General features: G+C 51.5%; 26 protein-coding genes and 3 pseudogenes. 10 read left to right on the forward strand and 19 right to left on the reverse strand.

What is annotated here, in order from left to right:
• Positions 1–106 precede the first annotated feature (106 nt).
• From HA41_RS16970 to HA41_RS17020, 11 genes and pseudogenes are all read right to left on the reverse strand, one after another.
• Positions 107–1196: pseudogene (locus tag HA41_RS16970) on the reverse strand (acyltransferase family protein).
• Between the two features lie 466 nt (positions 1197–1662).
• Complete coding sequence (gene tcyN / locus HA41_RS16975; protein ID WP_094121743.1) at positions 1663–2415, reverse strand: L-cystine ABC transporter ATP-binding protein TcyN; 753 nt, start codon at positions 2413–2415, stop codon at positions 1663–1665.
• Positions 2412–3080: a cystine ABC transporter permease gene (gene tcyL / locus HA41_RS16980; protein WP_094121744.1), complete on the reverse strand. Its 669-nt coding sequence runs from the start codon at positions 3078–3080 to the stop codon at positions 2412–2414. The genes tcyN and tcyL overlap by 4 nt, the downstream gene beginning before the upstream one ends.
• The gene (gene tcyJ, locus HA41_RS16985) at positions 3080–3880 is read right to left on the reverse strand and encodes a cystine ABC transporter substrate-binding protein (protein ID WP_094121745.1); all 801 of its coding nucleotides are present in this window, start codon (positions 3878–3880) and stop codon (positions 3080–3082) included. The genes tcyL and tcyJ overlap by 1 nt, the downstream gene beginning before the upstream one ends.
• Positions 3881–3990: 110 nt before the next feature.
• On the reverse strand, positions 3991–4977 hold the full coding sequence (locus HA41_RS16990) for a D-cysteine desulfhydrase (protein ID WP_094121765.1): 987 nt from the start codon (positions 4975–4977) through the stop codon (positions 3991–3993).
• A 198-nt stretch (positions 4978–5175) separates the two neighbouring features.
• On the reverse strand, positions 5176–5679 hold the full coding sequence (fliZ, locus tag HA41_RS16995) for a flagella biosynthesis regulatory protein FliZ (RefSeq protein ID WP_031375097.1): 504 nt from the start codon (positions 5677–5679) through the stop codon (positions 5176–5178).
• A gap of 50 nt (positions 5680–5729) precedes the next feature.
• Positions 5730–6452 (reverse strand): RNA polymerase sigma factor FliA, encoded by a 723-nt coding sequence (locus HA41_RS17000; RefSeq protein WP_094121746.1) that lies wholly within the window; start codon positions 6450–6452, stop codon positions 5730–5732.
• Between the two features lie 140 nt (positions 6453–6592).
• Complete coding sequence (locus HA41_RS17005; RefSeq protein ID WP_094121747.1) at positions 6593–7561, reverse strand: HNH endonuclease signature motif containing protein; 969 nt, start codon at positions 7559–7561, stop codon at positions 6593–6595.
• Between the two features lie 198 nt (positions 7562–7759).
• The gene (locus HA41_RS17010) at positions 7760–8539 is read right to left on the reverse strand and encodes a glycosyltransferase family 25 protein (RefSeq protein ID WP_094121748.1); all 780 of its coding nucleotides are present in this window, start codon (positions 8537–8539) and stop codon (positions 7760–7762) included.
• A 165-nt stretch (positions 8540–8704) separates the two neighbouring features.
• Positions 8705–9628, reverse strand: a pseudogene (fliB, locus tag HA41_RS17015) (flagellin lysine-N-methylase); the annotation flags it as partial.
• A gap of 429 nt (positions 9629–10057) precedes the next feature.
• Complete coding sequence (locus HA41_RS17020) at positions 10058–11533, reverse strand: flagellin N-terminal helical domain-containing protein (protein WP_094121749.1); 1476 nt, start codon at positions 11531–11533, stop codon at positions 10058–10060.
• Positions 11534–11871: 338 nt separating this feature from the next.
• Between HA41_RS17020 and fliD the strand changes: the two genes are divergently transcribed.
• The 4 genes from fliD (at position 11872) to amyA (ending at position 15663) form a co-directional block, all read left to right on the forward strand.
• Positions 11872–13299, forward strand: coding sequence for a flagellar filament capping protein FliD (fliD, locus tag HA41_RS17025; protein WP_094121750.1), 1428 nt, complete (start codon positions 11872–11874; stop codon positions 13297–13299).
• Between the two features lie 9 nt (positions 13300–13308).
• Complete coding sequence (gene fliS, locus HA41_RS17030; RefSeq protein WP_094121751.1) at positions 13309–13716, forward strand: flagellar export chaperone FliS; 408 nt, start codon at positions 13309–13311, stop codon at positions 13714–13716.
• Complete coding sequence (gene fliT, locus HA41_RS17035; protein ID WP_094121752.1) at positions 13716–14081, forward strand: flagella biosynthesis regulatory protein FliT; 366 nt, start codon at positions 13716–13718, stop codon at positions 14079–14081. Before fliS ends, fliT begins: the two co-directional genes overlap by 1 nt.
• 100 nt (positions 14082–14181) lie before the next feature.
• Positions 14182–15663, forward strand: coding sequence for an alpha-amylase (gene amyA, locus HA41_RS17040; RefSeq protein ID WP_094121753.1), 1482 nt, complete (start codon positions 14182–14184; stop codon positions 15661–15663).
• A 38-nt stretch (positions 15664–15701) separates the two neighbouring features.
• On the opposite strand, the pseudogene yedD reads toward amyA, so the two are convergent.
• Positions 15702–16183 (reverse strand): annotated as a pseudogene (gene yedD / locus HA41_RS17045) (lipoprotein YedD).
• 237 nt (positions 16184–16420) lie between these two features.
• Between yedD and HA41_RS17050 the strand changes: the two are divergent.
• Positions 16421–16744, forward strand: a complete 324-nt coding sequence (locus tag HA41_RS17050; protein WP_094121754.1) for a DUF6388 family protein — start codon at positions 16421–16423, stop codon at positions 16742–16744.
• A gap of 201 nt (positions 16745–16945) precedes the next feature.
• On the opposite strand, the gene iraP is transcribed toward HA41_RS17050, so the two are convergent.
• Positions 16946–17242, reverse strand: coding sequence for an anti-adapter protein IraP (gene iraP, locus HA41_RS17055; protein ID WP_094121755.1), 297 nt, complete (start codon positions 17240–17242; stop codon positions 16946–16948).
• Positions 17243–17418: 176 nt separating this feature from the next.
• Here iraP and HA41_RS17060 point away from each other — a divergent pair, with 176 nt between their 5' ends.
• Positions 17419–17658 carry a DinI-like family protein gene (locus tag HA41_RS17060; RefSeq protein ID WP_031375086.1) on the forward strand — a complete coding sequence of 80 codons (240 nt, stop codon included), beginning with the start codon at positions 17419–17421 and terminating at the stop codon, positions 17656–17658.
• A gap of 38 nt (positions 17659–17696) precedes the next feature.
• On the opposite strand, the gene HA41_RS17065 is transcribed toward HA41_RS17060, so the two are convergent.
• The 3 genes from HA41_RS17065 to HA41_RS17075 form a co-directional block, all read right to left on the reverse strand.
• The gene (locus HA41_RS17065) at positions 17697–17963 is read right to left on the reverse strand and encodes a hypothetical protein (protein WP_094121756.1); all 267 of its coding nucleotides are present in this window, start codon (positions 17961–17963) and stop codon (positions 17697–17699) included.
• A gap of 163 nt (positions 17964–18126) precedes the next feature.
• On the reverse strand, positions 18127–18468 hold the full coding sequence (locus HA41_RS17070) for a hypothetical protein (protein ID WP_094121757.1): 342 nt from the start codon (positions 18466–18468) through the stop codon (positions 18127–18129).
• On the reverse strand, positions 18452–18838 hold the full coding sequence (locus HA41_RS17075) for a hypothetical protein (protein WP_094121758.1): 387 nt from the start codon (positions 18836–18838) through the stop codon (positions 18452–18454). The genes HA41_RS17070 and HA41_RS17075 overlap by 17 nt, the downstream gene beginning before the upstream one ends.
• A 138-nt stretch (positions 18839–18976) precedes the next feature.
• Here HA41_RS17075 and HA41_RS17080 point away from each other — a divergent pair, with 138 nt between their 5' ends.
• Positions 18977–19603: a helix-turn-helix domain-containing protein gene (locus tag HA41_RS17080; RefSeq protein WP_094121759.1), complete on the forward strand. Its 627-nt coding sequence runs from the start codon at positions 18977–18979 to the stop codon at positions 19601–19603.
• A gap of 77 nt (positions 19604–19680) precedes the next feature.
• Here the strand turns inward: HA41_RS17080 and HA41_RS17085 are convergent, their stop codons facing one another.
• On the reverse strand, positions 19681–19929 hold the full coding sequence (locus HA41_RS17085; RefSeq protein ID WP_094121760.1) for a hypothetical protein: 249 nt from the start codon (positions 19927–19929) through the stop codon (positions 19681–19683).
• A gap of 308 nt (positions 19930–20237) precedes the next feature.
• Between HA41_RS17085 and HA41_RS17090 the strand changes: the two genes are divergently transcribed.
• Positions 20238–20438, forward strand: a complete 201-nt coding sequence (locus HA41_RS17090; RefSeq protein WP_094121761.1) for a hypothetical protein — start codon at positions 20238–20240, stop codon at positions 20436–20438.
• A gap of 48 nt (positions 20439–20486) precedes the next feature.
• On the opposite strand, the gene HA41_RS17095 is transcribed toward HA41_RS17090, so the two are convergent.
• On the reverse strand, positions 20487–20705 hold the full coding sequence (locus HA41_RS17095; protein WP_094121762.1) for a hypothetical protein: 219 nt from the start codon (positions 20703–20705) through the stop codon (positions 20487–20489).
• Between the two features lie 143 nt (positions 20706–20848).
• Here HA41_RS17095 and HA41_RS20825 point away from each other — a divergent pair, with 143 nt between their 5' ends.
• On the forward strand, positions 20849–21097 hold the full coding sequence (locus tag HA41_RS20825; RefSeq protein ID WP_143807355.1) for a hypothetical protein: 249 nt from the start codon (positions 20849–20851) through the stop codon (positions 21095–21097).
• 263 nt (positions 21098–21360) lie between these two features.
• Complete coding sequence (locus tag HA41_RS17100) at positions 21361–22245, forward strand: glycosyltransferase family 17 protein (RefSeq protein WP_094121763.1); 885 nt, start codon at positions 21361–21363, stop codon at positions 22243–22245.
• Between the two features lie 140 nt (positions 22246–22385).
• Here the strand turns inward: HA41_RS17100 and HA41_RS17105 are convergent.
• Positions 22386–22813: hypothetical protein (locus HA41_RS17105; RefSeq protein WP_244175142.1), on the reverse strand; the 428-nt coding region annotated here is incomplete at its 5' end.

A 22813-nucleotide genomic window follows, 5' to 3' on the forward strand; every position in this document is an offset into this window, starting at 1 on the left:
CTCCCCAACGCCTGGCGGGCGAAACTATACTCAGTGCCAGCCCGCCGCCAGGCGTAACCTCACTCAGCGCCAGCCCATTGCCAGGCGATACAATGCCCGTCGCGCATCAGGATGCTCGCTCCCGCTTCATCAGTGTCGGAAACACAAACAGCGACTGCCCCAACCCACGGTTGGTCAGCGACCAGATCGCCACTGAACAGAGTGAACAGAGGCCAACAATCGCCAGCGGATAGAAACAGGCCCAGAGGAATGAAAACCACGCCAGCTCAAACAGATGATGTCGCTGTGCAAACAGGATCGCTGACATGCCGAAAAACTCGATAAAAAATACGGTGTATGACATAAATCTGCAGCGTATTCCGGCCAATCCAGTTTATATAACGCATGCTGAAATGCTGATTCAGCCAGCGACAGGCGGCGATACTGAACAGCACCGCCAGAATGCACATGAACAGGCTCTTATCCAGACCGATTATCACGTGAATGCCCGCCAGCGCGACCAGGATAGCCCACGGCATCCGGTTTTCACGACGCCACTCGCTCAGGCGCAGCATCGTCTGGCTCCAGAACGCCCCCAGCAGGAAGAAAAGAAAATATTGCGCCAGACTCTGTGGCCCCCAGTAGGGAATAATCTTTTCGATCGCCAGATAGTTCAGCAGAATTGCCGCTGCCATCAGCACCAGCTTATATTGACGAAACAGTTTGGCAAAGAGGAAATAGATTCCAAGCCCGTACAGATACCATGACGTACTCATGGCCATAAATGTCAGCTTCAGAAATTCAATCAGTGAACCGGCGTAGGCCGCATTCAGATTCTGTGAAATGCGCTGGCCGGTAATTTCGGTAGAGATACCCACAATCGACCACCACTGAATAAATCCCCATAAAATATAGAGATAAAAAAGATTGGTGATACGGCTGGTAAATACCTGCTTCCAGGGCCGGTTAATAATACCGTTAGTCGCCAGCAGGCCCGAAACAAAAAAGAATGCTGGCATTCGTAGCGGCGACAGGACCGTATTAAACTGCACCCATATTTCGGCGGGAATCCATCCGGCAGAGAGATATTTAAGTGTCCCTTCAAATCCGGGTAACACCGTGTGGTACAGGACCACCAGTAATATACAGGCCCCTTTGAGGGTATTTATCCAGGCTATATGTTCGGTTCTGGTATGTTCGGTTCTGGTGTCGTTCATTCAATGACTCCGGCTGTGTAGGTCAGAACGCTAAAAAGAAAAAGCGAGGAAATCAGTCATACTTTTATGGTTATTCAGCGATTATTCGTCATTGAAACGATGGTGGATGTAGCGAAAGTCTTAAAAAATCTTGTCTGGTCCTGTTACTACAATTATTTACGCAGCGGAACCTTTCCTTACACTTATCGTTATGCCGCAAGCTGACGCGATTAATTACGCCAGAGCAGGCATAAAGGATAATATTTTTTGATAATGACGGAAAAATAAATGAGAGGAAGTGGCAATAATAAAAACCACTCAAAATGCGATAAAAAGAAAAGATTTGTCAGATGTGCCAAAAGGTTTAACGGTGATTTATTGACATGTGATAACGCTGAATATTCGCGACAATGAACACTACGCTATACAGCGAAAAATCGTGATATTTAAACAGATTAACGCAGCCCTCCTGGTGGAGGCTGCGGCATTACTGGCTGAGAAATTTATCGAGGAACTGACGGGTACGCGGCTGTTGCGGATTGCTGAACAGCGCTTTTGCTTCGCCCTGCTCCACGATGCGCCCCTGATCCATAAAGATGGCGCGGTCAGCCACGTCACGGGCAAAGCTCATCTCATGAGTCACGATGACCAGCGTGCGTTTTTCTTCGGCCAGCGCGCGGATAGTATTAAGCACCTCCCCGACCAACTCCGGATCCAGCGCTGATGTCGGCTCATCAAACAGAATCACCTCAGGTCGCATCGCCAGCGCGCGGGCAATGGCCACGCGCTGCTGCTGACCGCCTGACAGACGACGCGGATAACTCTCCTCTTTGCCATGAAGCCCGACCTTTTCCAGCAGTTCACGAGCGCGAGCCACCGCGTCCGCTCTGGCTTCGCGTTTAACGATGACCGGGCCTTCAATAATGTTCTCCATCACCGAACGGTGCGGGAACAGATTGAAGTTCTGGAAGACAAATCCCACCTGCTGACGCAGACGGCGCACCTGCTCTTTTTGCTTACTCTGCGCCAGTGCCGCATCAACAGTAATATCGCCCACTTTGATGGTCCCGCTGTCCGGCACTTCCAGCAGGTTAATGCTGCGCAGCAGCGTAGTTTTACCCGAGCCGCTGGGACCGATAATCGCCACCACTTCTCCTGCCGCGACGTCGAGATCGATGCCGTGCAGTACCGTCTGGCCATTGAAGGATTTCACCAGCTTTCTGACTTCGATGGCACTCATTTCGACTCCTGATCCTGACGATTAACGTGCTGCTCCAGCCGGTTCTGCAGGGCTGACAGCACCGTCGCCATCACCCAGTAAATCAGCGAGGCAGCCAGATACATGGTGAAGACCTCCAGCGTACGCGAGGTAATCAGCTGCGCCTGACGGAACAGCTCCGGCACCTGAATGGTCGCCGCCAGTGAGGTATCTTTGACCAGGCTGATAAAGCTGTTACCCAGCGGTGGCAACGCGGTGCGGGCTGCCTGCGGCAGAATCACCCGGCGCAAAGTTTGCCAGCGCGTCATGCCAATACTTGCTGCCGCTTCCCACTGACCGCGCTCAATTGCTGAGATCGCGCCACGCAGTGACTCTGAGGCATACGCCGCAGTATTCAGCGAAAGGCCAATCATCGCCGACGGAATCGGGTCGAGCTCAATACCAAACTGCGGTAAGCCGTAGTAGATCATAAACAACTGAGCGATCAGCGGCGTACCCCGGAAGATCGAGACGTAGATCCGCGACAGCCAGCTGATCGGCCAGAAGCGTGACAGACGCATCAGCGCCAGAATGAATCCCAGCACCAGACCGAAGAACATCCCGCCGATGCTGAGTTGCAGCGTAAACAGCGCGCCCTTTAATAAAAAAGGTGCTGAATCCAGCACCAGTTGAAGACTTTCCTGCATTATTTCGTCACGTCCGCGCCAAACCATTTCTGAGACAGCTTGCTCAGCGAGCCATCTTTCTGCATCTCAGCGATAGCCTGGTCGATCGCCTTCAGCAGGTCATCGTTGCCTTTACGAACCGCAACGCCCGATTCCTGACGGGAGAACGCATCACCCGCTACCGCCATGGTATCGCCGGTTTTCTTCACCAGATCCAGCGCCGCCAGGCGGTCAACCAGAATGGCGTTCAGACGGCCTGAGCGCAGATCCTGATATTTGGTTGGGTCATCATCATAGGTACGAACATCCACACCTTTCACGTTTTCACGCAGCCACTGTTCGTAGTTGGTTCCCAGGCCGACACCCACTTTTTTACCTGCCAGATCCTCAGGTTTGGTGATGGTGCCCGCGTTGGCTTTCATAGTCAGCGCCTGAATACCGGAGATGGTATAGGGCGTAGAGAAGTCATACTTCTTCTTGCGCTCATCAGAGATGGTAACCTGATTGATCACCACATCAATGCGCTTCGCATCCAGCGAGGCCAGCATGCCGTCCCACTTAGTGGGTTTCAGGCTGGCCTTAACGCCCATGTGCTGCGCCAGTTGTTGCGCGAACTCCGCTTCAAAACCGGTCAGCTTGCCCTTTTCATCCTGGAAGCTGAACGGCGGATAAGTGCCTTCCAGACCCACCAGCAGCGTGCCGCGCTCTTTAATTTTATTCAGCAGATTTTCCGCTGCGAAGGTTTTAACGTTGACGCCCGCGACCAGCGCCACGGCCATTACGCCCATCACCAACTGGCGACGTACAAGAGAAAAGGTCATATTCACCCCATTATTGATTGTGTTGTGTGTAATTTATAACGGCAGCGCTGCGATCCCGCTGCCGGTCTATCGTGATAACAGCAAGATTATAAACTGTTTTTTTGCTTGTCTCAGACCGAAGGATGATAAGCAAATAACGCCGGCGCGCCGCCCGTATGAATAAACAGCAGTGGACCTTCACGACGGAAACGGTTCTGACTGATGCCGTCCAGCAGTCCCGCCATCGCTTTACCGGTGTAAACCGGGTCCAGCAGAATACCTTCCAGCCGCGCCAGCAGTTTCACCGCCGCCATGCCCTCGTCGTTTGGCTCGCCATAGCGTGGTGCGAAGTAATCGTCCCACAGGGTAATCGGTGCGGTGGCAGGCACTTCAAGTTTCACGGCCAGTGACTGACGCAGACGTTCCACCAGCGGCAGCTGGGCTTCAGCCTGACGGGAAACAGTGATGCCCACCAGTTCGGTATCGGGCAGTAACTGTTCGAGACCCACCGCCAGCCCGGCATGAGTGCCGGCGCTGCCAGAGGCGACCACCACGGCGGCAAAATCAACCACCTCTTCGCTCTGATGAGCAATTTCCTGTGCGCACTCAACATAGCCTAGCGCACCCAGCACATTCGAGCCGCCAACCGGCACAATGTAAGGCCGGAAGCCCTGCGCTTCCAGCCGCGTCGCCTGCTCCGCCAGTTGCTCAGCCGGATGCGTCAGCGCATCGACCATAATGACTTCCGCGTCCATCAGCTCCAGCAGCAGCCGGTTACCGTTGCTCAGGTAGTTTTCCGCATGGGTACCAATCGGGTTTTCCAGCAGCGCAACGCATTTCAGGCCAAGACGGGCGGCAACGGCAGCGGTCTGCCGCACATGGTTGGACTGAATCGCGCCGGCAGTCAGCAGCACATCAGCGCCTTCGCGCAGTGCATCCGCCGCCAGAAATTCCAGCTTACGCAGTTTGTTGCCGCCCATCGCGACAGGCGTAACATCGTCGCGCTTAATAAAAATATCGCGACCGAGATAGTCGGAGAGTCGCGGCAGATGTTCTAACGGGGTGGGCGCGCCTAACAGCTCAAGCCGGGGAAACTGGTGTAACAGATGTAAAGACAATGCTGCCTCCATTCGGGCATTGGAAATTATCCTTACAGTGTTGCAGAAGATGCGAAAAGGATCACCCTGATTCAGGTGGCGGGAGATGCGGTGACGGACAAAACAGGCGTGCTCCCCCGCCCCGCCCTTTTCAGCAGCGTGAAAAGGGCGAGGACGTACCGGCGGTACGCGGGGGAGCAATGAGTGCGCAGCAGGGATCTAGCCCTGTTGCCACCCTAAAAACTGATCGTATTTGCGCAAAGCAATACGGTAATTATTATTGCCCGCATCCGGCAGGTCACTTTCCAGACATTGATGCCAGCTATTGCCCTGCAGCCGATCGGCCGGGAAATTTTTCGCTTTCAGCATGTCGTCCAGCCTACGCAGCCGCACCACGTATTCACGAATGGTGCTGGGGCTCATCTCTGTCTGTTCGAACAGATACTGTTTGAACGCCATAATGTCGAAGTAATTAGGATGGGTATTACAAAAAATATCGCTACAAAAGCGACAGAGCGCAGTCAGTTCTGGCTGAAGTTTCAGCCACAGTTGCTCATCAATCATCTGATCCATCCGAGCGATGGCCTCTTTATTAATGATCTGGCCGCGAAAAACGAGCGCCATACGATCTAATACCTTGCCACAGTGTGAACAGTTGCTCTGGCTGTGTTTATAGTCTTTAAGATAACGACTTAACGGTCTGGCCTTGGTCTTGGCTCCCATTGCTGAGTCCCCGGTTTCTTATATTTTTGAATCGCCAGGAACTGATACTGCTAGCGCGCTCCCGTAAGTCGGGCCCGCAGGCGTTTAATCGCCTGACTGTGCAGCTGGCTGACACGGGATTCACCCACATCAAGTACCGCGCCAATCTCTTTCAGGTTCAGTTCTTCCTGGTAGTACAGTGTCAGCACCATCTTTTCACGATCGGGTAATGCTTCGATCGCTTCAATGACGCGCTCACGCAGACTCCCTTCCATCAACTGATGAAGCGGGTTGGCCTCTTCATGCCCTTCCGTCACCAGTTCCGCACTGTCGCCATGTTCTTCCCGATACTCATCGTAGGAAAAGAGTTGACTATTATTGGTGTCCAGCAGGATCTGCCGGTACTCCTCTATCGAAACATTCAGCTGCTGGGCAACTTCCTGCTCGGAGGCAGCACGACCCAGCGTCTGTTCCACCTTATGCATTGCCCCGGCCACCTCACGCGCATTACGTCGCACGCTGCGTGGTGCCCAGTCCCGGCTGCGAAGCTCATCCAGCATTGCGCCTCGGATACGCTGCACGGCATAGGTGGTAAAGGCCGTACCCTGTAGCGCGTCGTAACGCTCCACGGCATTTAACAGGCCAATCCCACCCGCTTGCAGCAAATCGTCCAGCTCAACGCTGGCCGGCAGACGCACCTGCAGGCGCAGCGCTTCATGGCGCACCAGCGGGACGTAGCGCTGCCAGAGCGAATGCTTGTCCATCACGCCTTCGGCGGTATAGAAATCGTTCACGTTGACTACCCTGCGTTATGAAGTTATCGGCATGATTATCCAATTCTGTAGGGTTTTCGATTGGGTGAATAGGCGGGGTAAATCGAGGTTATTTCATTTTTGTTATGTCAGGGACAGATCCCTCTGCCCCCTGATGCGGACTAGCGTCGCGCCCTTAACCGCTGACGCGTGGCGGGTGGTACTGCCGACCACAAAGTGCAGATGCGGCCATCCAGTTCCTGATAATATGGGCTTATGTTTTCCTGCGCCTCGTCACCCGGATGCACCTGAATTTGTCCCGACTCACCATCGATACTGATCAGCCGGTTGATGAAAAGCCGCTGCAAATCGCTGCGCAGAAATAAGCCGTTATCGATGCTGTTATCCGCCAGCACGCCATCGTCATTCTCCTGTATGTCGATGTGGCACGCTTCCACCCACGGCCAGTTGTGCCGGTCGGTGAGTCGGGTTCCGGTCATTACACAACCACCGTAACGCGCTTTAACGCCCGCGCTGAACTCCGCCTGACTGGCGCGCTGCAGCACCCGGGCTTTGACCCGTCGCCCCACTTCGGTCCCCGGCATCACTGCCGCCGGCACTTTATGTTGTGGCGTACTCAGCACCACGATGAACTGAATGCGTCGTGACTGAGGAAAACAGGGGTTGGCCTGCGGGTTGAACAGCTGCCAGTAGGCATCATCCTCATCCTGGTACATCAGCACCAGTTTATAGCCGCGGCTGTTAAGCAGGTTCTGGGCGGTGGCCGAATGGGGATCGATCATCGCGAACACCTGACTGCTACCCATCACCTTCCACAGATTGTCGCGTTTCTCTTTCTCGCTGCGACGAAAATAGAGGAATGAGAGGTTTTGCTTGAGGTAGTGTTCAAAGCGGCGCAGGTAATTTTTACGTTCATTATCATTGGCGATGAACAGCAGATCCTCCAGCGGACTGTTGCTCTCCTCCTGCGCGAATACCGCACGGATTTTCAGGGTGCGTAAGCTGGTCGATGGACTGAGTAACGCCCGCGCCGTCAGCTCTTTCTCCTCAGGGTACTGCTGGGCATAACGCAGCGCGATCTCGTCAAAAGTCAGCCGCTCACCCGGTAACAAGTCGTAATTGAAGCGCATAGACACTCCACAAATAAGGAAAATGGATCAAAAGTGATGTTGTTCTGCAAGGAGTTATCGGCAGGCTGGAGGGGAACTGTAACGGGGTATTCGATTACGGCGGCGCGGCGGCGAGACCGTCACGCTGCATCAGCGGGGCATTCAGCGTACGCTGCCGCCCCACGCGTTGAGGATGGCGGGACAGCGCCCGCAGAGGAATCAGTGAATGGAACGGTTTAGTCTGCCTTTGACATCAACAATCGGATGAAATAGCGGCACCACTGCCCGACGGTAACGATGACGCAATTTTGCTTTTACCGGACGCATCGTCATTAACCTGTCCCAGATCTGGCGTTTTTTTCTGTCGTGGTTTTCCACGTCATCAATCTGCTGGATCGTCGTGTGCTGCGCCACCTCGTGCAGCAATACCGGCGCAGGACAGACCGCCAGTAAACGGAATGCACCCAACTCCTCGAACAGGCACCATTTGTCCGCGGCCATCCAGACCGGATAGAGCAGCTTCAGCAGTCGTCTGGCGGCGTCGAGATTAATCACATAGGCATGAGACGTGGTCGCACTGTGTACCGGATATAAACTGGCGACTGAAGTAACCGGCGCAACAACCTTATTAACATATTTATTAACTTGTGATAACAGCACCAGCACAGGGCTATTTTCTGGCAACTGTAATGCGGGACTGTTTAATATTTCCGGTAACTGTTCAGTTAGCAGCGCGTCATCTTCCAGAATCAATGCCTGCGCAATGTTTTCAGCAACCATTTTCCGGTAAATATTGATATGGCTCAATGCACAGCCTATTTCACCGGCTTTAAACGCATAGTTAACCGGCCGCGTATGCTGGGAAATTTCTTTTTGGCTTAGCTGTTTACCGTTAACGGCATCGATAAACTCATAGGCTATCCCTGCCATATGGCACTGCGCGGAAATCATCGCGCGGCGTTCAGTGGATGACGCCAGGTTGATAATGAAGGTTTTCATTACGGGGTTATTTTATGCTCTGGTAACTGATTATGTCTGAAGCAACAAGCATACCGTTCTCAGGTTTAACATTGAAGATTTAAAAACATTAAGTCGCACTGAGCGCAGAGAAATTAGTCTCATTTGCGAATTTTATAATTAAACCCCGCTAACGCGGGGCATAATTTACTTCAATAATAACAGCAGTGATAGATCATCGTTGACTTTGGTTTTATTGATTTCTGCGATGAAGGCAGTGGCAGATTGCGCAGTGTGCCTGGTGATCGAATGGTAGCTATAAATGATATTGATAATATCCTCTTCATCTACCTTACCGATCAGTTCAACATTCGCGGCAATCAATGACTTGAGTAAAAACCATTCCGCCGTCAGCAGATAAAGGCTCAGTAACGGGCTGCGGCTTTCATCGTTAGGGAAGAAATCATCATAAATACGGTACTGAATATAATTGTTCATTATCCATGGACGCTCGGCGAGCCACGGCATCACTTTTTCCTGCCAGACGTTATCCAGTTGGATCATTGTCGGTTGGACGCTTTCGGTTTTTGCCCCTTCCGCCTGAATATAGATAAGCTTATTAACGTAATGATGCAGTGTGGGCCAGCCGCGCTTATCCGTCATGACTCCGAGATAGCTCTGAAGCCTTAACAGCAGTGACCACTGCAAATTGTAATCTGGCTTCAACTGTGCAATTTGTTGCCTGATTTCCCCCTGCTCTAAACCCGCCAGCGTTTGAGAAAAATAGTGCTCCATCTGCGCAACCCGATCCTCGCTTGCGTTCACTTTCTCCACGCCCAGCAGGAAACTGGCCAGCGCGTAGAGCGCCTCATCAAGCTGAACGCCGCTGAACTTAACAATGTTGAGACACATCAAATCAAGAAGCTTTTTCTCCTGATCAAGATCCTTCGCCTTAAAGCCTTCTGGCAGACGTCTGAGCGTTTCCCCGAACAGCATCGCATCGGGCGAGGCGAAGAGCTGTCGTGTGGCTTCCGGGCAGGATAACGCGAGGGTACTTTGCTGCTCGGATTTAAAAGTATTCGCTGCTCCTGGATAGGTGGCACAGGTAGGATTTAATGCCGATTCACCTAATGTTGCGTGGACTTAACACAACCCGTTCTCATCCATAAAAGCACAATTACCTGAAGCATTAAGCTTCATGACTCCCCAGCTGGCATGGCTTTTTCGGGTCATGATGATCCAGCGTCTTAATTTCAATCCGGAAAGATTTCAGATAACGATTGACCGTCGACTTATCGAGGGGGATATCCCAGCCTTTACAACAATGCTCGCGGCATTCGCTGCCAATACATTTAAGGCACTGACAATTTGCGGTTTAACGACAATGATATTTGTCTCTTATTTACCTGCTCAACAGAGGCACTTACCAGAATGCGGCACGGTGTCAGGTTAAAAAATCGGCGGGCAACAATTGATAGGCGGAGAAACCGCTAAAAAACGGCTAATCGCAGGCATAAAAAAACCCCGCCGAAGCGGGGTTTATGTTCAGAGGGAGAGCGATTAGCCCTGCAGCAGAGACAGAACCTGCTGTGGAACCTGGTTAGCTTTAGCCAACACTGAGTTACCCGCCTGCTGAATGATCTGCGCTTTAGACATGTTTGAAACTTCGGTCGCGTAGTCAGCATCCTGAATACGAGACTGTGCTTCAGACAGGTTAGTAGTGGTGTTGTTCAGGTTAGTGACCGCTGAATCCAGACGGTTCTGTACCGCACCCAGGCTTGAACGGAATTTGTCAATCTGGGAGATAGCTGCATCCAGTTTAGCCAGTGGATCTGTGCTAGCCGCGCTGGCAACTTCGCTCAACTCTGAACCATTTTTAAAATCGTGACCGTTTACTTTGTCCGCGGCATAGCTTTTGCCATCAACAGTAACGATAGCGGTCTGACCATCAACACCACCCAGTTCTACGGCACCTTTTGCGGTAGCACCTGTTTTATCGGTGTAGTTAACAGTTGTTGCGTCAACGTTTGTATTGGTAGTTCCGTTATAGTCGGTCTTGTACAGTTTATCGCCATTAGCAATGGCATAGCCCGCATCGGACACTTTTCCGCTTGAATCAGTTGAGGTCAGTTTAACCAATGAGGTGTTACCTGCATTTGCCCCAGTTACGCCAGCTGCAACCAAACTTGCTGCTGCAGCAGTAGTGTTGATCGCTGTACCAGTCTGTACTTTAGTAACATTCGCATTAGCGGTTGCCGGAATGCTTCCCACAGCCGTGCTCAGAGACGCAGCACCGCCAGCAGGAACGTTCACTTCGTATGACGAGTTTTGACTTCCGGTAGCAGAACCCGAAACGGTGGTATAGTACTTACCGCTAGTATTATCGAAAGTAATAGGGGAAGCAGTAGCACCAGTATCCAGACCAGTAACTAAGCCTGAGACATCGATATTGGTAGCGCTGTCAGCGAAGGTATTAGTTATTGTTGTCTTACCAATGGTCTGTGCGTTCTGTACGTTAAACTTGGACAGACCTAAAGTAGAAGAATCAATCTTTTGCAGGTCAATTGAGATAGTCTGACCATCATTGGCACCGACCTGGATTTTCAGGGAGCCGTCTTTAGACAGTACGTTCACGCCGTTGAACTGAGTTTGACCTGACACACGGTCAATTTCATCCAGACGAGAAGTGATTTCATCCTGAATTGAAGTCAGGTCGGAATCTGAGTTAGTACCTGTGGTGGCCTGAACGGTTAACTCACGAACACGCTGTAAGTTGTTGTTGATTTCTGACAGTGCGCCTTCAGTGGTCTGAGCCATTGAAATACCGTCGTTGGCGTTACGCGCAGCCTGAGTCAGACCCTTGATGTTAGAGGTGAAACGGTTGGCAATCGCCTGACCAGCAGCGTCATCTTTTGCGCTGTTGATACGTAAACCAGAAGACAGACGCTCGATAGAAGTAGACAGAGCTGACTGGTTCTTGTTGATGTTGTTCTGAGTGATCAGCGAGAGGCTGTTGGTATTAATGACTTGGGCCATGATAAATTTTCCTGTTAATCAAGTCTTTCGGTTAAGGTGTGGGCTTCAACCCGCCGGCTTCAGCGCCGTCAAAGTTGTTATCGTCTGCCGTTAAACAACCTTTAGAATTTTTTTAGTACCAGGCGAATTTTTTTTGCTTCAACCTGTCACGCTTTTGGTTATCGCCACCCTGCCGCACTTCTTTAGACTTAATTGATTAATTTTCTAGTCGTTGAAATACCCTTCTCTATATGCCCTATTTACCTCATTACCCTAAGGCAAATAACCTTAAACTTTCCTCCATCAAGGCCGATAACTCAGGTATTCAAACTCCGTGTCGACCATATAAAGGAAGCAACATGGCTACTATCTCCACCCTGGGTATCGGTTCAGGACTCGATTTAAGTACGATTCTGGATAATTTGCAGGCATCTGAAAAAGCGTCGCTGACACCGATCTCAACCCAGCAGAGCGCCTATACCGCTAAGCTCAGCGCTTACGGTACGCTCTCCAGCGCGCTGACGACCTTTCAGACGGCGAATACCGCGCTGAACAGCGCCGATCTGTTTAGCTCCACCACCGCCACCAGCACCGGCAGCGCCTTCAGCGCCACCACCGCGAGCGGCGCCGTGGCCGGCAGCTATACCATTAGCGTGTCGAAGCTGGCGCAGGCACAAACCCTGACTTCCGGCGTGCAGAGCAGCAACACCGCCGTACTGGGCGACAGCTCAGCGGCCAGCCGTACGCTCTCTATCAAGCTGGCTGACGGCACCAGTAAAGATATTACGCTCACCAGCGATCAGACCTCGCTGAGCGGTATGCGTGACGCAATCAATAAAGCGGGTGCCGGCGTGAGCGCCAGCATCATTAAATCGGGCGATGGTGAATATCGGCTCTCATTAACGGCGGCGAAAACCGGTGAGAAATATGCGGTCTCGTCTGTGACCGTGACTGGCGACGATACGCTGCAAAGCGTTGTGGGTTTTGATGCCACTAAAACCGATGCAGACAATCCAATGGATCTGAGCGTGGCGGCACAGGATGCTCAGCTGACGGTAAATAATGTTGCCATCACCAACAGCAGTAACACCATCAGTGATGCCCTGGAGGGCATTACCCTTAATCTGAAAGATGTCACTACGACCAGCCAGACGCTGACCGTCGCCAAAGACACCAGCAAGGTGACGACGGCGCTGTCTGACTTTGTCGATGCTTACAATGCCCTGCTCGATCAGTTCAACAGCCTGACCAAATATACCGCAGTTGATGCTGGTACTGATGCGCAGGATTCCAGCAACGGCGCGCTGGTTGGCGACAGTACGCTGCGCACCATCCAGACGCAGTTAAAAGGCCTGCTGACTAACTCAGCGAGCAGTTCAAACTATAAAACCCTGGCGCAGATTGGTATCTCTTCCGATCCCACCACTGGCGAACTGAAGCTGGATTCTGCCGCGCTGAAAACCGCCTTAGATAAAGATCCGGACGGCATTAAAGAGATGATGATCGGTGACGGCAAGACCACCGGCATCACCACCAAAATCGCGACAAACCTGACCGGCTGGCTCTCATCAACCGGCATCATTCAGGCGGCGAAGGATGGCGTGAGCAAGACGCTCAACAGCCTGACCGATCAGTACAACAAAATGAGCACTCGCATCGACAACCTGATTGCCCGCTATAAGGCGCAATTTACCCAGCTCGATGTGACGATGAGTTCCCTCAACAGCACCAGTAGTTACCTGACTCAGCAGTTTGACAATATGACGTCAAGCAGTTCCAAATCGTAAGGAGTGACCATGTACAGCGCTACAGGCACCAAAGCCTATGCAAAAATTGGCGTGGAAAGCGCCGTGATGAGCGCCAGCCAGCACCAGCTGGTGGTTATGCTGTTTGATGGCGCGCTCAGCGCGCTGATTCGCGCTCGCCTGTTTATGCAGGATGGCAATATTGCAGGCAAAGGTAATTCAATTTCTAAAGCCATCAATATCATTGAAGGGGGCCTCAAACAGGGCCTCAGTGAAAACAGTGGTGATGAACTGGCAGACAACCTGCTGGGTCTTTATAACTACATGACGCGTCGTCTGCTGCAGGCCAACCTGCACAATGATGCAGAAGCTATCGAAGAAGTCGAAGGCTTACTGCGCAACATCTCCGACGCGTGGAAAGAAGTGGTTCAACCTAACCTGATTCAGGACGCCGTTTAATGACTATTGCACCGCATCTGCTTGCCGTTTACCAACAGTTACTCGATCTCAGCCAGGGAATGCTGCGTCATGCAGCGCAAGGCGAATGGGATGAATTGATCAGCAGGGAGATGGAGTATGTCAATGCGGTGCAATCGTTAGCACAATCGACAGAAGCTGCCGCCCCGTCTGTTCAGGTTCAGGAGCAGCTGCGCCCGGTATTGCGTCATATTCTGGATAACGAGAGTGAAGTGAAACGCCTGCTGCAGGCGCGGATGGACGAGCTGGCCTCGCTGGTCGGCCAGAATGCGCGCCAGAAATCGGTACTTTCTGCCTACGGTAAGCAAGGCGGTGTTGTGATGGTGCCGCGCGAAACCCTCTCCTGATTTCTGCTCACTCCCGCCGCCAGATTTATTTCTCTGCGCGGCGCCTCTTTTCTGCCGCTTACTCCATACTTGATGCTCATCATCCCCTGGAGTGCAGTAGATGCAAAACCCGACGTTATTACAGTTTTTCCATTGGTATTATCCGGATGGCGGCAAACTGTGGCCGGAAATCGCCGATCGCGCGGCCTGGCTCAGTGAAATCGGTATCACCATGGCCTGGCTGCCGCCGAGCTATAAAGGGGAATCGGGTGGCTATTCGGTTGGTTACGACAGCTATGACCTGTTTGACCTTGGTGAATTTGATCAGAAAGGCAGCGTTGCCACCAAATATGGCGATAAACAGCAGTTACTGGCGGCAGTAGAGGCCTTGCGCAGCCACAACGTCGGCGTGCTGCTGGACGTGGTACTCAACCATAAAATGGGTGCCGATGAAAAAGAGCAGATCCTCATCAACCGCGTCAATCCGGACAACCGTGATGAAATTTATGACGAGGTGGTGGAATGCGAAGCCTGGACGAAGTTTACCTTCCCGGTGCGCGCCGGTGAATATTCTAAATTCGTCTGGGATCATAAATGCTTTAGCGGCGTCGACCATATCGAAAATCCGGATGAAAACGGCGTCTTCAAAATCATTAATGATTACACCGCCGAAGGCTGGAACGACCAGGTGGATAATGAGCTGGGTAACTTCGACTATCTGATGGGCGCGAACATCGATTTCCGCAATAAAGCGGTGAGCGAAGAGCTGAAATACTGGGCACGCTGGGTGATGGAACAAGTGCCGTGCACCGGCTTCCGTCTGGATGCGGTGAAACATATCCCGGCATGGTTCTATAAAGCCTGGATCGATCACATTCAGGAAGTGGCCGAAGAGCCGATGTTCATCGTCGCGGAATACTGGTCGTTTGAAACCGACAAGCTGCAGGAGTATGTGCATCAGGTGGAAGGTAAAACCATGCTGTTTGATGCACCACTGCACATGAACTTCCATCAGGCGTCAACCGCAGGCAGCGATTACGATCTGAGTCAGATCTTTGCCAACTCGCTGGTGGTGGCCGATCCCTGGCATGCGGTGACGATTGTCGCCAACCACGATACCCAGCCGCTGCAATCGCTGGAAGCGCCGGTAGAAGCCTGGTTTAAACCGCTGGCCTACGCGCTGATCCTGCTGCGTGAGCAAGGGGTACCGACCATTTTCTATCCTGACCTGTTCGGCGCCAGTTACGAAGATACCGGTGGCGACGGTGAGAAGCATAAGATTGAGATGCCGGTGATCCCAGAGCTGGAAGGGTTGATCCGGGCGCGCCAGCAGTATGGCTGGGGCCTACAGACCGACTATTTCGATCATCCTAACTGCGTCGCCTTTAGCCGCAGCGGAACCGAAACGCAGCCGGGCTGTGTGGTGATCATGTCGAATGGCGATGCGGGTGAAAAAACCGTGGCAATGGGTGAAGGCTATGCCGGCAAGGTATGGCGCGATCATCTGGCAAATCGTGGAGAGACGGTTACCGCTGACGATCAGGGTAATACGGTCTTTGTCTGTAATGCTGGCAGCGTCAGCGTCTGGGTCGTCGCAGAGTAGTGCATATTCTGGCAGGGCTATGGCCCTGCCAGATCATATTATTGTGATGAAGCCGCCGCATTGTTATCCGTGATGCGGGTACGCAGCAACTGCGGTTCAATATTCTGAATGATGGCGGCTTTTGGCTGCTTCGCCACTTCCTCCAGCGCATGCTGGCACTCAACGGTCGGACGATCTACTCTGCGCAGCGTCAGCCCGTCATAGTTCAGTTCACCATTATCAATCACCAGTGGCATCACCCGAACCTGACGCGTTACGTTAACGTAATCACCGCTCAGCAATGCCAGTTTGCCTGGCTTAGCAATCACTCGCTGCCACTGACGGCAATCCAGCGTACTGCCATCCGCATTGACAATAAGCGTGCCAATGGCCTGATCGCTTATCAGTTTTCCCTGAGGCCCGACGGTTTGCCAGTTACCCTGAAGATTCGCCGGCGCCGCGTTTGCACCGCACTGTCATAATCGTTGATTTGCGCACAACCACCCAGTGCCAGCGTGGCAATCAGCATCCACTTTTTCATGTTTAATCCCTAAGATCGCGTCAATGGCGGCTACGTTATAATTTTTCCACGTCAGTGCGCAAGTTATCCGGCTGAGCCAGCCGCGCCCGGCGCGTTTTTTAATCGCCTTGCGTAAAGTCTTTACGCTTAGCCGGGGCATCAGGAGTGGTGTTCCGCAACGCCACGGCATCGCTTCCTGACAACGCTGACGCAACCCGCTACACTGGCGGGCTGCAACAGATATTCAGGAATCCGGCAATGAAAACTCCAGAAGCGTATTACGCGCAGGCGCGCGACATGTTCTTTACCGCCCATCCCGATTTCCAGGCAGCACTGGATGAGCTGACTGAAAGCGACGCCCGCGCGGCCAATCTTTCCCTGCGTCAGCTGCGTGAATGGCATGCTGAACGCATCTATGCGGCTTTTTTACGTCAGAAAAATCTGGATGGAATGATCTTTTCCATCCAGCTGGCTGAGCCTGATAAAGCGGTGGCGGCTGAGGCGATCGAGACTTACCTCAAATCACATGCTGAATCACTGGGGATGAGCTGGGAAGAGTTTTGCATTAAAAACGAACTCTGATGAGGCGGAACTGGAAAGTGTATTTTATATACACCTCCAACCAGTAGTTTTACCACCGATAAAATTGTACAGGGACGATGAAAGTGTATAACTTAATCCTACGACTTCGGTCGTGATTGTCCTTGAACGAATAGTGCTTTTGCACTGCCTCTGGAGGTGTTACTGGATTTCCACTTCCAGAGGCGAATTTTTTATCTTCAGCTACTCCTCTTCTGCCATCTTTCCTTTTACTTCCACATATTTTGCCACTGCCAGCAGACGATTAATGTGCGTCAGCAGCAGGTCAACGTCAGACTGCAAAAAGTCGGTCGACGAACGCGACGCCGTCACAATCGCATCCTGAACCGTCTCACTAATCGTCAGCGTATTGTCCTGTTTGGCCTGCACCAGTAGTGCAGCAACGAGCAGCGATTGCGCTTCAAGCTGTGCGGTCAGCTCTTTCGCGTCGACGTCCATCTTTGCCAGTTTAAGCAGAATATCAATGACCAGTTGTCGCATCGCACTTCTCCTGATGTTTGAGCTGCCATTATGTCGTGATGAGGCAGCAATAAGCCAGAGCAAGATGCAGTTCGGCATGACATAAAAAAATTTCCCGGAATCGGGCGCACCACCTTGCTACTGTTTTTATTTACAGTATTATATCCCAGCGATTTTGCCCTGAATGGATTGCCATCATGTTTGTTGAGTTGATTTATGACAAGCGTAACGTAGCCGGTTTACCAGGCGCGCGCGAGATGATTCTCGAAGAGCTGGAAAAGCGCGTGCATCGGGTGTTTCCTGACATTGAAGTTAAGGTCAAACCGATGGAACGTAACGCTATTGATACTGATTTGAGTAAGAACGACAAAGCGACGATTGCGCGGATAGTTGAAGAGATGTTTGACGAAGCGGAAATGTGGCTGGTGGCCGATTAATCCTTTAATGGCCACCGCATCAGTTAGCGGGAGATGACTTAACTCTCCTGCTCGCTGTGATTAATTTCAATCTCAATGTCCTGAATAGCGGCATCCAGATCTTCCAGCATTTTACCCTGCTTATTGAGTAGCGCATCGATACGATCGGCGTTAACCTTATCTTTGTATTCACCCGCATCGAAAGCTAACCAATGTGCTGACAGCGTCTCGGTATTGGTCTGCGCATAGTGGCGCATCTCTTTCAACTGAGAGGTGACATCACGCAGATAATCATTTTTGCTCTTGGTTTCTGTTGAATCGCTCATGCTAAATGTCCTTCTGGTTAGTTATCCAAAGTGATTTGGCGTAGCGGTTCATCAACCGGCCAGTCTGCGGGCCTTTTCTTCGCGATAAAACGCGAAAGAAAATGTCGCCCTACGATTTAAAAATAGTCGATAATAGCGAAGCCGCACTAAGAATAATCGGAAGTTATGGCTTAGGTTCCGAATGCGCGGGTGAGACTTCCTTCTCGATAACGACCTCTTTTACCTTATCCACCGTTTTGCTCGCCGTACGGTCCGGTAACGCATCAAGTTTGCGCTGTAACGACGCCACCTGATTTGTCAGTACATCGACCCGGGCATCTCGCATCGCTGCGATATTGCGATACTCCTGCCGAATCTCTGCCACTCGCCGGTTAGCCGTATTGCTGACATAAAGAAACAGAATCGTCATCAGCACGCAGATCATGGAGCAACCCAGCATTACGCCGCCGAGAATAATTTTGCGCTTGTGTAACGTGGGTAAAACAGGACTATTTATCGATACCATCGCTGCGATCCTCCAGAGTTGAGATAAGGCGATCGACCTCGTTGCGAAATTTATCGCTGTGGTCGGCCTCAGTCATGGCCAGCAAAATCCCTAACGCATTCTTGATGAGCCTGAGATCGGTTTCGAGCATGGAGATACGCCGCAAATTTTTATCGTGCCGTTCGCGTAGCTCATCGTTCTCTTCTCGTATCCGCAGGTTGCTTTCCTTCAGCAACACCACCTGCTCTTTATAACTGGTTATAATTTCGCCACCGGCTCGATTACTGGTCACAATTGAGGCAATACCTGCCAATAACGGTTTCCAGAACAGTGCCGCCGCGCCTCCACCCAAAACCAACGCACCCATACTGGTAATCAAACTACTTTCCATGCCACACCCCTCTACCCGGTAAGGTCACTGGAACACAACGGCGTGCAACAACAGGCACGTCCCCTGCCTGAAATTTAAGATTGCTTAAATACCAGGGTTAAGTATACTTAAGTCATTCTTAACCTGAATGTCAAGCCAATGAAAAATGAAACGCTGGGCGACCGTATTCGCCACCGAAGAAAAACCCTGGGATTAACGCAGAAGCAGTTGGCGGAACAGGTAAAAGTGTCCCATGTGGCTATTTCACAATGGGAAAAAGAGGAAACATTACCGCGCGGTGAGAACCTGCTGCGGCTGTCAGAATCGCTGGGTTGCGCACCGGCCTATCTGATAGATGGCGATGGCCCTGTTTTTAGCGAAAGCGGATTTGCCGGCCTGCATCAGATTCCGTTACTGAACCAGCGCGACGTCGTCCAGTGGCTCAATGACGCCAGTACGGTAAAGTTTGATTTGCTGATGCATAATGACATGGCGCTCTCCCAACAGAGTTTTGCTCTGCGGGTTGAGGATCGCGCCATGACGCCTGCCATTATGCGGAATGATGTGGTGATCATCGATCCGGCAGTATCACCGCTGCCCGGTGATAGCGTACTGGCGTTGCAGCAAAACATTGCGCTGCTGCGTACTTATCGACTGCGCACACCGGAAGGCGGCATCACTCAGTTTGAACTGGCACCGGAGAATATCGACTTTCCACTGCTGCACTCCGGTCGTGATGGTCTTAAGCTGGCTGGCACGCTGGTCGAACTGCGCCGTTACCGTTAGCGGGCATAAAAAAACCCGCTACGCTGCGGGTCAATTCCTTCAAATTACACATTTTACTACGGCAAAAGTCAGGCAACTTACAATGCGTCAGTGAGCTTATCCACCACAACATTGCCGTGCAGATCGGTCTGCGTGATGCGATAACCGACACACCATGAACGGCGGGTGCTCAGTTTGTCGAACAGGGTCACGCCGCCTTTTTTGACGCCTTGCGGGCTGATGATGGTCCACTCAGTCACCTCTTCCTGACCGCGATTTTTCAGGCTCAGAGTTCCGTTTTTTATCAACTGATCGTCAGCTTCAATCTTTAAATAGTCTCGTAACATATTTTCTATCTCCTGGTAACGCAGGTCACTATATGCTTTTTATCAATCCGTTCAATCGAATTTATTAATCGATTAATTTGTGACCTGCCGCACGCCAGATAACAGATTTGTCCATTCCCGCACAGGTTTTACACCGTTAGCATGTTCCGGCTACACACTGACACGCAACGAAAAAAGCCGTGCAGCACACGAGAGAAAACTCCGATTCAGCCCGCTTCGTGCGGGCTTTTTTTATCTGAGCGCGGACCCGCCTGCCAGCTTCTGTCGGCTGGTCTAAACTTAACAGACAGAAAAAAAAGGAGTGAAGTATGTTTAAACATAAAACTAACGAAGAACGTAAACACGAAGGTGAAGTCAGCAAAAGCCTGCCCGAAGCGGCCCCCCATGTCGGCAATGCGTATGAAGAGGACGATCATCCCGCCACCGATGCACCGAAAGATCATGGCGAAGTGCCGCGCAAGAACGATGACAGTCAGGATGATAAAAAAGATCCCTACAAAGCTCAGTAGTGCAAACATCGCGCCCCACTCAGGGGCGCATTGTGGGTTCGCGGAAGGTTACAGCGTATCGAGATAATTTTCCGGAAATGGAACGCCCGATTTTTCCAGACGGGACAGTTTCTGCGTGATGTCATTTCTTATCGTTTCATCACCCTCCTGCCAGTAAGATTTCACTACTGCTAATACCCGCTCTGCGGTCTGCTGAGTAAACCCTGACGCTTCATCGGCCTGCAATACCTGATGAATTTTCTCGTTCATCTCTTGAAGATTGATCATTGCATCCTCCTCGTTGAAAAAAGGTAAGTATAGTTCAGGCGATTCTGTGCAGGGTCTGGCGCGGCAATGCGCTGAATCTGGCTCTGATTCATCGCTGGCGGAGTAGGTATTAATGATGCCGATACGTGATGAGGTTTGAGTTGATGCAAAGAGCAGTCTTATTACTCCTTTTATTAGTGATGGTCGGCTGTCTGGATACCGGTTGGGCAGGATTCGATCCGCAACGTAAGCCCCCCTGTTTTAATGCGCATTCTGACCAGGTGCAGCCCTGCCTCGACTCTGCTGCCATCACCCAGCCTCTTTCTCTGGATCAGGACATCCGCTACCTGGCGGGACACAACGCTATATCCTTTAACAAGGTGACGGTACCGTTATCGCCGGGATCGAAATAACAAAATTTATTCACAGCGAAACCAGCGCCCATTTTTATTATGACCCGCACGCAACCGATATCAGCGCATCGGTTGCGGTCACGATCGCTGAGTGTAAAAAAACAGTCTGAATCAGTATGCCATCCGCTCAATTTGCGGCGGATCAGATGCTTTTTGCTAAGAAACCGCAAAGGCAGGGTCACGAATTTGGCTTTTTGTGCTTCATTTTGACAGATTGCTCTGATAGTTTAAGCACGTTTATTCTTTAGTGCGTTGTTACCCTGATGATTTATGATTGTTTTTTATACTACGACGAAGACCTTCTGCTGGAGATGCGGTTAAACACCCTTGAGCATGTCGTTGACCGGTTTGTTATTGTTGAATCGCTTTACACCTTCACCGGCAAGAAACGCGAGAATCTCCATTTCGATATCGAAAAGTTCAGCCGCTTCCGCGATAAGATTATTTATGTGGTGAATGATGCGGTGCCCACTTTTCATCAACAGGCTTTTAAATCAAACAGCTCCATAGTCAACGCGGGCGAAACCGACCCATGGGAAAATGAAACCATTGCACGTAACACAATTATGCGGGGCCTGACAGACGCGCAGGACGATGACATCATTATTGTGTCAGACGTGGATGAAATCCCATTACCCCAGGCGATTGAGCAATTCAGCTATCGTCATTTATGCACCACATTGCATCAGCAATATTTCAATTTTAAATTTAACGTGCGTGTGTTAAATGACGACAACACACCTCGCTGCGCCACTCTGGCTAAAATGGTGACCTATAAAACGCTGTGTCAGTTCTTCGATGGGCAGCCGGAACTACTGCGCAATGTGAAACGCCGTGGCACCCCGATACGTGAAAACTGGTTTCGCTGGAAATGGCTCAACTATCGCACCCGGGTGATTAAACAGGGTGGATGGCATTTTTCCTGGGTGATGAGCGATGAACGAATCAGTGAAAAAATGTCCAGCATATCCCATACGGAGCATGATCGGCCGGAATTTAACAATCCGGATCATATCCGTCGTTGTGTGGAAAATAATATTGATATCTGGAATCGTCCACGCAAAATGCAAATTCTGCCAGTGACAAACGAGCATTTCCCGCAGTGGCTGGTCGATAACCAGCACCGTTTAGGTCATTTGATTAAGTAACGCAGCGCCGATTTCAATCGGTGTTCGTTTCAGCGACCGGCCGAGCCGGCTGCGTTGCCAGGGTCACCGGTACCGCCTTGCATAGACTGGCCCTATTCGCAGGGCGGCAAGACTGAATCTTTGCCGCCCTGCCGCGTCCGTTATTTCTTTTCGCAGTCGTAACTGCCGCGAATCTTTATCTGACTCTGGCTGGTGCGGACGATCTCAGCATCTAATAGCGATTTGCCCTGACGGGTCACCAGATCCATATCAATCATGCCCGGCGCTTTGGCGTTTTTGACCCGCCAGTGCAGTTTCACGTTATCGTAATCGTCTTTAGCCTTAAGAAAGGTGGTGCTCTTAATCTTCGCGTTGACGCCGTTAACCGTGACCGTCCCCTTCTGGCCGGCTTTGAGATCGAATGGCCCACATTGCAGCGCAGTAAACGCAGATGCAGAAAGAGAAGTCAGAGAAAGTAACCAGATGAGCGTTTTTATCATTGTCGCGGTGACCTGCTGATGGCTGAAAGAATTTGTACTTTGCGGAGCGGCAGGCAGTAGGTATTTGCAAAGGCTTTGTTGAATAAATC

This window comes from Pantoea conspicua (assembly GCF_002095315.1).
GTDB lineage: Bacteria > Pseudomonadota > Gammaproteobacteria > Enterobacterales > Enterobacteriaceae > Pantoea > Pantoea conspicua.

What these genes read in the sequence shown, in the direction of transcription:
- HA41_RS20825 (WP_143807355.1), top strand. Translation starts at nt 20,849, where the DNA reads ATGCAAAGAGCAGTCTTATTACTCCTTTTATTAGTGATGGTCGGCTGT.
- HA41_RS17080 (WP_094121759.1), top strand. Translation starts at nt 18,977, where the DNA reads ATGAAAAATGAAACGCTGGGCGACCGTATTCGCCACCGAAGAAAAACC.
- HA41_RS17085 (WP_094121760.1), bottom strand. Translation starts at nt 19,929, where the DNA reads ATGTTACGAGACTATTTAAAGATTGAAGCTGACGATCAGTTGATAAAA.
- HA41_RS17100 (WP_094121763.1), top strand. Translation starts at nt 21,361, where the DNA reads ATGATTTATGATTGTTTTTTATACTACGACGAAGACCTTCTGCTGGAG.
- fliT (WP_094121752.1), top strand. Translation starts at nt 13,716, where the DNA reads ATGACTATTGCACCGCATCTGCTTGCCGTTTACCAACAGTTACTCGAT.
- HA41_RS17020 (WP_094121749.1), bottom strand. Translation starts at nt 11,533, where the DNA reads ATGGCCCAAGTCATTAATACCAACAGCCTCTCGCTGATCACTCAGAAC.
- fliZ (WP_031375097.1), bottom strand. Translation starts at nt 5,679, where the DNA reads ATGGGAGCCAAGACCAAGGCCAGACCGTTAAGTCGTTATCTTAAAGAC.
- HA41_RS17010 (WP_094121748.1), bottom strand. Translation starts at nt 8,539, where the DNA reads ATGAAAACCTTCATTATCAACCTGGCGTCATCCACTGAACGCCGCGCG.
- tcyJ (WP_094121745.1), bottom strand. Translation starts at nt 3,880, where the DNA reads ATGACCTTTTCTCTTGTACGTCGCCAGTTGGTGATGGGCGTAATGGCC.
- fliD (WP_094121750.1), top strand. Translation starts at nt 11,872, where the DNA reads ATGGCTACTATCTCCACCCTGGGTATCGGTTCAGGACTCGATTTAAGT.
- HA41_RS17070 (WP_094121757.1), bottom strand. Translation starts at nt 18,468, where the DNA reads ATGGTATCGATAAATAGTCCTGTTTTACCCACGTTACACAAGCGCAAA.
- HA41_RS17095 (WP_094121762.1), bottom strand. Translation starts at nt 20,705, where the DNA reads ATGATCAATCTTCAAGAGATGAACGAGAAAATTCATCAGGTATTGCAG.
- amyA (WP_094121753.1), top strand. Translation starts at nt 14,182, where the DNA reads ATGCAAAACCCGACGTTATTACAGTTTTTCCATTGGTATTATCCGGAT.
- tcyL (WP_094121744.1), bottom strand. Translation starts at nt 3,080, where the DNA reads ATGCAGGAAAGTCTTCAACTGGTGCTGGATTCAGCACCTTTTTTATTA.
- HA41_RS17065 (WP_094121756.1), bottom strand. Translation starts at nt 17,963, where the DNA reads ATGAGCGATTCAACAGAAACCAAGAGCAAAAATGATTATCTGCGTGAT.
- HA41_RS17005 (WP_094121747.1), bottom strand. Translation starts at nt 7,561, where the DNA reads ATGCGCTTCAATTACGACTTGTTACCGGGTGAGCGGCTGACTTTTGAC.
- HA41_RS17060 (WP_031375086.1), top strand. Translation starts at nt 17,419, where the DNA reads ATGTTTGTTGAGTTGATTTATGACAAGCGTAACGTAGCCGGTTTACCA.
- iraP (WP_094121755.1), bottom strand. Translation starts at nt 17,242, where the DNA reads ATGCGACAACTGGTCATTGATATTCTGCTTAAACTGGCAAAGATGGAC.
- fliS (WP_094121751.1), top strand. Translation starts at nt 13,309, where the DNA reads ATGTACAGCGCTACAGGCACCAAAGCCTATGCAAAAATTGGCGTGGAA.
- HA41_RS17075 (WP_094121758.1), bottom strand. Translation starts at nt 18,838, where the DNA reads ATGGAAAGTAGTTTGATTACCAGTATGGGTGCGTTGGTTTTGGGTGGA.
- HA41_RS17050 (WP_094121754.1), top strand. Translation starts at nt 16,421, where the DNA reads ATGAAAACTCCAGAAGCGTATTACGCGCAGGCGCGCGACATGTTCTTT.
- tcyN (WP_094121743.1), bottom strand. Translation starts at nt 2,415, where the DNA reads ATGAGTGCCATCGAAGTCAGAAAGCTGGTGAAATCCTTCAATGGCCAG.
- HA41_RS17090 (WP_094121761.1), top strand. Translation starts at nt 20,238, where the DNA reads ATGTTTAAACATAAAACTAACGAAGAACGTAAACACGAAGGTGAAGTC.